Origin of the sequence: Mycobacterium pinniadriaticum, assembly GCF_026242045.1 — a bacterium.
GTDB lineage: Bacteria > Actinomycetota > Actinomycetes > Mycobacteriales > Mycobacteriaceae > Mycobacterium > Mycobacterium pinniadriaticum.
In genome coordinates, this window is the sequence record NZ_JAPJDO010000035.1 from 50,153 (window position 1) to 57,086 (window position 6,934).

Here is a 6,934-nt window from a genome sequence, read left to right on the forward strand (position 1 = left end):
CGTAGTGCTGCAGAGGGAGAATTATGGCCGACGAGCCCGCCGCGCTCGAGGACGAGGTCGCCATGCCGGATGAGGGTGAGCCGACGAACGAGACCGAGACCGAGACCGAGACCGAGACCGAGACCGAGACCGAGACCGAGGAGACTCAGTCGGCGTCCAAGCCACGGATGTCGCATGTCCGCCTGGCGCTGATCGTCGGCACGGTCGTCGTGGTGGCCCTCGGCGGGCTGGTCGGGTGGCTCGGGTACCGGGCCTACGAGGTCCGGCAGACCGACCAGCTGCGCGAGTTGCTGGTCAGTGTGGGCAGGCAGGGCGCCATCAACCTGACCACCATCCACTTCGACGAGGCGGAAAAGGATGTGCAGCGCATCCTCGACTCGGCGACCGACTCGTTCTACGACGACTTCGCCAAGCGGTCCCAGCCGTTCATCGAGGTGGTCAAGCAGGCCCAGTCCAAATCCGACGGCCAGGTGACCGAGGCGGGACTGGAGTCGATGACCGGCGACGAGGGCCAGGTGCTGGTGGCCGTCACCGTCACGACGTCCAATGCCGGTGCGCCCAACCAACCCCCCCGCTCCTGGCGGATGCGTCTGACGGTCAAGAAGACCGGCGCCGACGAAGCGAAGGTCTCGAAAGTGGAGTTTGTGCCGTGACGACTGACGACAAGCCCGAGACCCCCGACCCCGAGGTCGGCGAGACCGAGAGCACCGCGGTCGAGCTCACCGAGCCGGCCGCCGAGGACACACCGGCCGGCGACCCGGCGGAGGCCGAAACCACGGCCGAGCCGCAAGCCGCGCCCAAGCGACGCTTCAGCCTGGCCGGAGCGGTGGCCTTTGGACTGCTGCCCGTCCTCGCGCTGCTGCTGGCCGCGGGAGCCGGGTATCTGAAGTGGGAGAACTCGTCGCGGCGGGACGCCGACCGGGCCGCGACCGAATCCGTACAGGCCGCCAAGGACTCGACGGTCGCCCTGCTGAGCTACAAGCCCGACACCGTCGAGAAGGACCTCGGCGCGGCGCGCGACCGGCTGACGGGAAGCTTCCTCGACGCTTACACCCAGCTGGTCAACAATGTCGTCATCCCCGGGGCCAAGGAGAAGAAGATCTCGGCGGTCGCGGCGGTGCCGGCGGCGGCATCGGTGTCGGCAAAACCGGATCATGCGGTCGTATTGCTGTTCGTCAACCAGACCGTCGTCGTCGGAACCGACGCGCCGACCAACACCGCCTCGAGTGTCCGAGTGACCTTGGACAAGGTCAAGGACCGCTGGCTCATCTCGGGGTTTGACCCGATCTAGCGAAGAGGGGGATCGATGACCGAGCCGCGCTGGATTGACGTCTCGGCGCCGGCGGTCCAGCTGCGCGCACTCAGCTGGGGGCCGGCCGACGGCCCGATTGCCTTGTGCCTGCACGGTTTTCCCGATACTGCGTACGGATTTCGGAAGCTGGCGCCCCATCTGGTGGCGGCGGGTTACCGCGTCATCGCGCCATTCATGCGCGGGTATGTGCCCTCATCGATCCCCACCGACGGCAGCTACCACATCGGGGCGGTGATGGACGATGCGCTGCAGGTGCGCGCGGCCTGCGACCCCACCGACGCTGATGTCATCATCGGCCACGACTGGGGCGCCATCGCCGCCACCGGATTGGCCGCCATGCCGGACAGCCCTTTCGTGAAGGCAGTGGTCATGTCGGTACCGCCGGCGGCGGCGTTGCGACCGCGAGCCGGCAAGCCGCTGGCCAACCGGGGCCGGCTGTTGCGGCTGGTGCCGGCCCAATTCCTGCGCAGCTGGTACATCAGCTATTTCCAGCTGCCGGCCCTGCCGGAACGCTCGCCGTCCTGGATCGTGCCGCTGCTGTGGCGGCGCTGGTCGCCCGGTTACAACGCCGCCGAGGATCTGCGCCATGTCGACGCCGCGATCGGCGCGCCGGATCGCTGGCGCGCGGCGCTGGGCACCTACCGGGCGACCATTCGCAACACCCGCCCGCCGGCCCGCTATGCCGAACTGCACAAGTGGTGGCTCGAGCCGCCGCGGCTGCCGACGCTGTACCTGCATGGCAACGACGACGGTTGTATGACACCGGAATTCACGCCATGGGTGTGTGATGTCTTGCCGCCGGGAAGCGACGTGGCGATCGTCGAGCACGCCGGGCACTTCCTGCAGCTCGAGCAGCCCGACGCGGTGGGCCGGCGGATCGTCGACTTCTTGTCGGCTACTTCTGCTTGAGGCCCGGGTGGTTGCGGGCCAGCAGCGGTAGCAGCAGCCGCCGCGGCGTCAGGTGATAGACCGCGGTCGCCGCACGATTGAGCCTTCCCGGCACGACGACCGGATCGCCCGCCGCCAGCCCGTCCACCGCGGCCCTGGCGACATCCTCGGGGGACACCCACAGCGGCTTGGGCAGCGCGGCCTCGGCCTCCTCGGTGGAGATGCCCGCGGCCTCCCCGAACCCGGTGTGCACCGGGCCCGGGCACAGGGCGGTCGCCGTGATGCCGCTGGATTTGAGCTCCTCGCCCAACGCCCGGGTATAGGACAGCACGAAAGCCTTGGCGGCGCCGTAGACAGCCTGTCCGGGCAGTGGCCCGAAGGCGGCCACCGATGCGACGTTGAGCACCGCTCCGCGGCGTCGGCCCACCATGCCCGCGACGAATCGGGTACACAGATCCACCACGGCGGCCACGTCGACCTCGATCACGGTCAATTCGGCATCGGGGTCGGCGGCGGCCACTGGACCCATGGTGGACAGCCCGGCGTTGTTGACCAGGATGTCGACCTCGAGACCGAGGGCTGCCACCCGTTCGGGCAGTTGCGCCCGCTGCGCTGGTTGTGAAAGATCAGCTCCGACAACTGAACTGGGGCGGCGGAGTTGCTCGGCGAGATCGGTCAGCTGCTCGGTGCGCCGGGCCACCAGCACCACGTGGTGCCCACGGTCGGAGAGCACTCGGGCTATTTCAGCGCCGATGCCCGATGAGGCTCCGGTGATCAGCGCGGCGCGGTTGGGACCGGGTGGCGGCAACACGTTGTCAGCCTAGGACAATGGTCGGCGTGGCTGCCAGCAGAGCGATGACCGCGGTTGACGCGCAGATGCTCTGGATGTCGGCCGTCATTCCCAATGATCAGTTCCTGCTGTACGCCTTTGCCGGCTCGCCCGGTGATGTGGACGGCGCCGTCGCCGAATTGCGGTCGCGGGCGCAAGCATGTGACGAACTGCGCTTGCGGGTGGCCGACGACGGTTGGTGGCGATACCCGCGGTGGGGCCGCGCTGAGGTGGGTTCCGGTCAGTTCGTTGTTCACCACACCGAGGGAATGGACTGGCAAGGATGTCTGCGGGCCATCGTCGAGCTCGGCGGCGAACAGCTCGATCTCTACCGGATGGCTTGGCGTGCGCATGTTTTCCCCCGGGTTCTGGGCGTGCCCGGCCGCACAGGCGACGGTTCGGTGATCGTGGTGCAGATGGGCCACGCGTTCGCGGACAACAACCGGGGTGCCGCACTGTGCGGCGCGCTTCTGGGGCGCGACCGCCCCGTACCGATCCCGGTGGCCGCGCGCCGTGGGTTCCTGCCGGCGCTCGGGTTTTCGGCGGCTCTTGCCCACCGCATGCTGGTGCGCGATACCGAGGCGGGTCTGGTGCCGGGGCCGCCCGCGGGGTGCCCGGTGCGCAGTATCAATCGGCGGCCCAACGGAACGCCGGCGGTGCGGACGCTAACGCTGCACCGCGACCGGCTAGCGGGTCCCACCGTGACGATCGCGTCGCTGGTCGCGATCGGTGAGGCCATGGCCGGCTATCTGGCCGGCCATGGCGAGGAGCCCTCCCGGCTGGGGGCAGAGGTCCCGATGGCCTGCATGCTGAACCCCGCTGGGCACAACAACTTTCGTAATGTCGGCATCGCCCTGCATCCGGATGTCGGTCCAGCTCGGCGGGCGGAATTGATCGCTGCGGAGCTGTCGGCTCAGCGACGCCGTGGCCGGCACCCCGCAATGCGGGCGTCGGCCGCCGCGTCCGCGGCCATCCCCGCGCCACTGTTGCGGTGGGGAGTGCGGCATTTCGATCCCGATGCCCGCTCCGAGACCGTCACCGGCAACACGGTGGTCTCCAGCGTCAACCGCGGGCCGGCCGATCTGTCGTTCGGGGGATTTCCGGTGGCGCTCACCGCCGGATACCCGGCGCTGTCACCGATGATGAGCCTGACCCACGGCGTTCACGGCATTGGCGACACCATCGCGATCAGCGTGCACGCCGACTCGGACAACGTCGACATCGACGACTATTGGGACCGGCTGCAGGCCGCACTGCCGGGCTGAACACGCGTTGTCGGGCACGTGAAGCCCAGTTGATGAAGGACGCCGTGCCGGGTCCCAGGTGGTAAGTCAGGGCTATGGCGGATGTGGCGGTGGTGCGTTGGTTTCAGGCCGGAGCGGTGGCGGCCGGCGTCGGTGCGGCGATGTTCGCGGTACCGGCGATCGCGTCGGCCGACGATGGTGGGTCGTCGACATCCACCGCGAGCTCCGCGCGGACCTCGCATGCGGCGAAGCAGTCCGCCAGCGCCGGTGCCCATCGCCCCCGCCCGGCGGTCGCCCTGCGCGCCAACCGGGCCACCCCGGCCGCGCGGCCCCGCGTGACGTCGACGGTGACGGTGAGGGCAGTGGCGGCGACCGCACGCAGCACCCGCCAGGCGGTGAGCTCCACCCCGGTGTCGGCGGCGGCGGGCAGCGCCGCCGCGGCGGACGAGTCGAGCACATCCACCGACATCGTCACCGGCCTCTTCCGCGAGGTCCTGCGGGTCGACCCCACTGCCGACCAGTTGCAGCGTTACACCAAGCTGCTGGACACGCGGGGAACGGCAGCCGTGGTGCACAGCCTCTACACGTCGACGGCCTTCCGGGAGCAACAGGTCAACAGCTACTTCCTCGAGCTACTCGGGCGCGCACCCACCGCAAGGGAATTGGCGATCGGCACCTTAGAGCTGCGGATCGGCGTACCCGAACCGCTGGTGGTGGCGCAGATCGCCAGCACCAGGGAGTTCTACCGGGAAAGCGGCGGCACCGCCGACACGTACGTCCAGCTGCTCTACCGCAGCGTATTGGGCGAACCCACTGATGCCAGCCAGGCCGCCATCTATGTCCAGCAGCTGCAGGCCGGTCGGCCGACTCAACTGGTGGCCGTGCAGTTCATCAAGGCCGACCCGTTCCGGGAGGTGAAGATCCAAGAGATCTTCCAGGTCGTGCTCGGTCGTGCCGCCACCGATACCGAGGTCTCGTACTACGTGGACCACTGGTACCGAGACGGCGGGCTGGCCGGGACCGCGATGAAGGTCCTGAACAGCACCGAGAACATCGAACGGATGACGACCGACGGTGTGCCGCTGCCCGACATGGTCGCCGTCAACCAGCTGCAGCAGATCCTGATGGCCGTCTACGACGAGGACCCGGACGGATTCGTCAACCTGTTCAACACCTACCTCAAGACCGATCCCGTCACCGGTGAACAGTGCGAAGAGACCTGCAACACACCGCTTTTGGACCTGATCACCACGGGCGGCGCCGTCCGTGGAATCCCGAACCAGGCCATCACCGTCACCCCGATCACCGCGGCGGTGAGCAGCCTGATCCCGAGCCAGAACGAGATCGACGCCCAGAAGGCCCTCAAGAATCCGCTGCAGGACCCCGACCTGCTCTCCGATTACCTGGCCGGTGGCACCGTGCTGGCCAAGAGCGTGATCCTGACCGCCGACGGCGGTGAGTACATCGTCGACGGCCACCACCGCTGGGGCGGCCTCTACGTGATCAATCCGTACTCGCAGCTCAGCTCGATCGACCTGGGCTATGTCCCGAACGCGCAGGAAGCCCTCAAAGAAACCCAGGTCGCCATCGTGGCGGAGCAGGGTTACCTCACCGCGGAGATAGTGTCCGGTGACAACCTCTACACGATGAGCAAGGACGAGTTCGACGCCATCGTGGAGGACCTGATCGACAGCGGCGACGATTCCGACAAGATCTTGAAGATCTTCAAGAAGGAGAAGGATCTGACGAGCATGTCGCAGATCCAGGATTACCTGTGGGCCAACGTGCTTCGCATGCGCCAGTTCAACCAGCCGATCGAGGGCGCCACCAGTCGCGGCTACATGCCGCAGCCACCCAACAGTGACTACCAGCCGTTGGCCCACTGGATGGAAGGCGGCGCGCTGAGCTACACCATGCCGGTCATCGGCTACGTCGGCTGAGCGCCTGCCCAACAGCGGGGCGGATGCTCTAGGTTTACTCCCATGACTGCCTACGATGTCGGACTGCTCATCCTTCGTGTGGTGCTCGGCGTGACCATGGCCGCCCACGGCTACAACAAGTTCTTCGGCGGCGGCCGGATCAAGGGCACCGCCGGCTGGTTTGAAAGCATCGGGATGAAGCCCGGTACCTTCCACGCCCGGGTGGCGGCCAGCACCGAGATGGCCGCCGGCCTGGGGCTGGCGGTCGGGCTGCTGACGCCGGTCCCGGCCGCCGGATTCGTGGCGCTCATGCTGGTCGCGGCCTGGACCGTGCACCGGCACAACGGCTTCTTCATCGTCAAGGAAGGCTGGGAGTACAACCTGGTGCTGGCGGCTTCGGCCGTCGCCGTGGCCGCCACCGGCGCCGGCAGGTTCAGCCTGGACTACGCCCTCTTCTCCGGCACCGACTTCTACAACCTGCTGCACGGGTGGTGCGGTTTGCTCATCGCGGTGGTGCTCGGTCTGGCCGGCGGCATCGGGCAGCTGGCGGTCTTTTACCGGCCACCGGCCAAGGCCTGACTTTTCCCTCGCGAGCAGACGAAAAGGACTCCGACACGCCGCGATATTGAGCACGTTTGCGTCTCTCTCGAAAATTGGGTGACCCAAGCTGGGTGAGCGGTTGCTCGCTGGTGCTAGGCGGCGTTGGTGCGGGGTTCGAGAGTGACTTTGTACCCCAAGGTTT

8 protein-coding genes are annotated in these 6,934 nt (G+C 67.8%); 6 read left to right on the forward strand and 2 right to left on the reverse strand.

Translation table 11 applies throughout. From position 1 onward, the window contains the following. Nucleotides 1-23 precede the first annotated feature (23 nt). The 3 genes from ORI27_RS26505 to ORI27_RS26515 are packed head-to-tail and all read left to right on the forward strand — an operon-like array spanning nucleotide 24 to nucleotide 2,221. The gene (locus tag ORI27_RS26505) at nucleotides 24-653 is read left to right on the forward strand and encodes an Mce protein (RefSeq protein ID WP_266000085.1); all 630 of its coding nucleotides are present in this window, start codon (nucleotides 24-26) and stop codon (nucleotides 651-653) included. Further along, nucleotides 650-1,291, forward strand: coding sequence for a hypothetical protein (locus ORI27_RS26510; RefSeq protein WP_266000086.1), 642 nt, complete (start codon nucleotides 650-652; stop codon nucleotides 1,289-1,291). The genes ORI27_RS26505 and ORI27_RS26510 overlap by 4 nt, the downstream gene beginning before the upstream one ends. Nucleotides 1,292-1,306: 15 nt before the next feature. Beyond that, complete coding sequence (locus ORI27_RS26515; protein ID WP_266000087.1) at nucleotides 1,307-2,221, forward strand: alpha/beta fold hydrolase; 915 nt, start codon at nucleotides 1,307-1,309, stop codon at nucleotides 2,219-2,221. Here the strand turns inward: ORI27_RS26515 and ORI27_RS26520 are convergent. Next, nucleotides 2,208-3,011 (reverse strand): SDR family NAD(P)-dependent oxidoreductase, encoded by an 804-nt coding sequence (locus tag ORI27_RS26520; protein WP_266000088.1) that lies wholly within the window; start codon nucleotides 3,009-3,011, stop codon nucleotides 2,208-2,210. The two genes, ORI27_RS26515 and ORI27_RS26520, sit on opposite strands and share 14 nt — an antisense overlap. 44 nt (nucleotides 3,012-3,055) lie before the next feature. On the opposite strand from ORI27_RS26520, the gene ORI27_RS26525 reads away from it, so the two are divergent. Continuing rightward, on the forward strand, nucleotides 3,056-4,294 hold the full coding sequence (locus ORI27_RS26525) for a WS/DGAT domain-containing protein (RefSeq protein ID WP_266000096.1): 1,239 nt from the start codon (nucleotides 3,056-3,058) through the stop codon (nucleotides 4,292-4,294). Nucleotides 4,295-4,397: 103 nt separating this feature from the next. Here ORI27_RS26525 and ORI27_RS26530 read toward each other — a convergent pair whose 3' ends face one another. Continuing rightward, nucleotides 4,398-4,730: a hypothetical protein gene (locus ORI27_RS26530; RefSeq protein WP_266000089.1), complete on the reverse strand. Its 333-nt coding sequence runs from the start codon at nucleotides 4,728-4,730 to the stop codon at nucleotides 4,398-4,400. Here ORI27_RS26530 and ORI27_RS26535 point away from each other — a divergent pair. After that, nucleotides 4,669-6,213 (forward strand): hypothetical protein, encoded by a 1,545-nt coding sequence (locus ORI27_RS26535; RefSeq protein ID WP_266000090.1) that lies wholly within the window; start codon nucleotides 4,669-4,671, stop codon nucleotides 6,211-6,213. The two genes, ORI27_RS26530 and ORI27_RS26535, sit on opposite strands and share 62 nt — an antisense overlap. 42 nt (nucleotides 6,214-6,255) lie before the next feature. Then, complete coding sequence (locus ORI27_RS26540) at nucleotides 6,256-6,771, forward strand: DoxX family protein (protein ID WP_266000091.1); 516 nt, start codon at nucleotides 6,256-6,258, stop codon at nucleotides 6,769-6,771. Nucleotides 6,772-6,934: the final 163 nt, after the last annotated feature.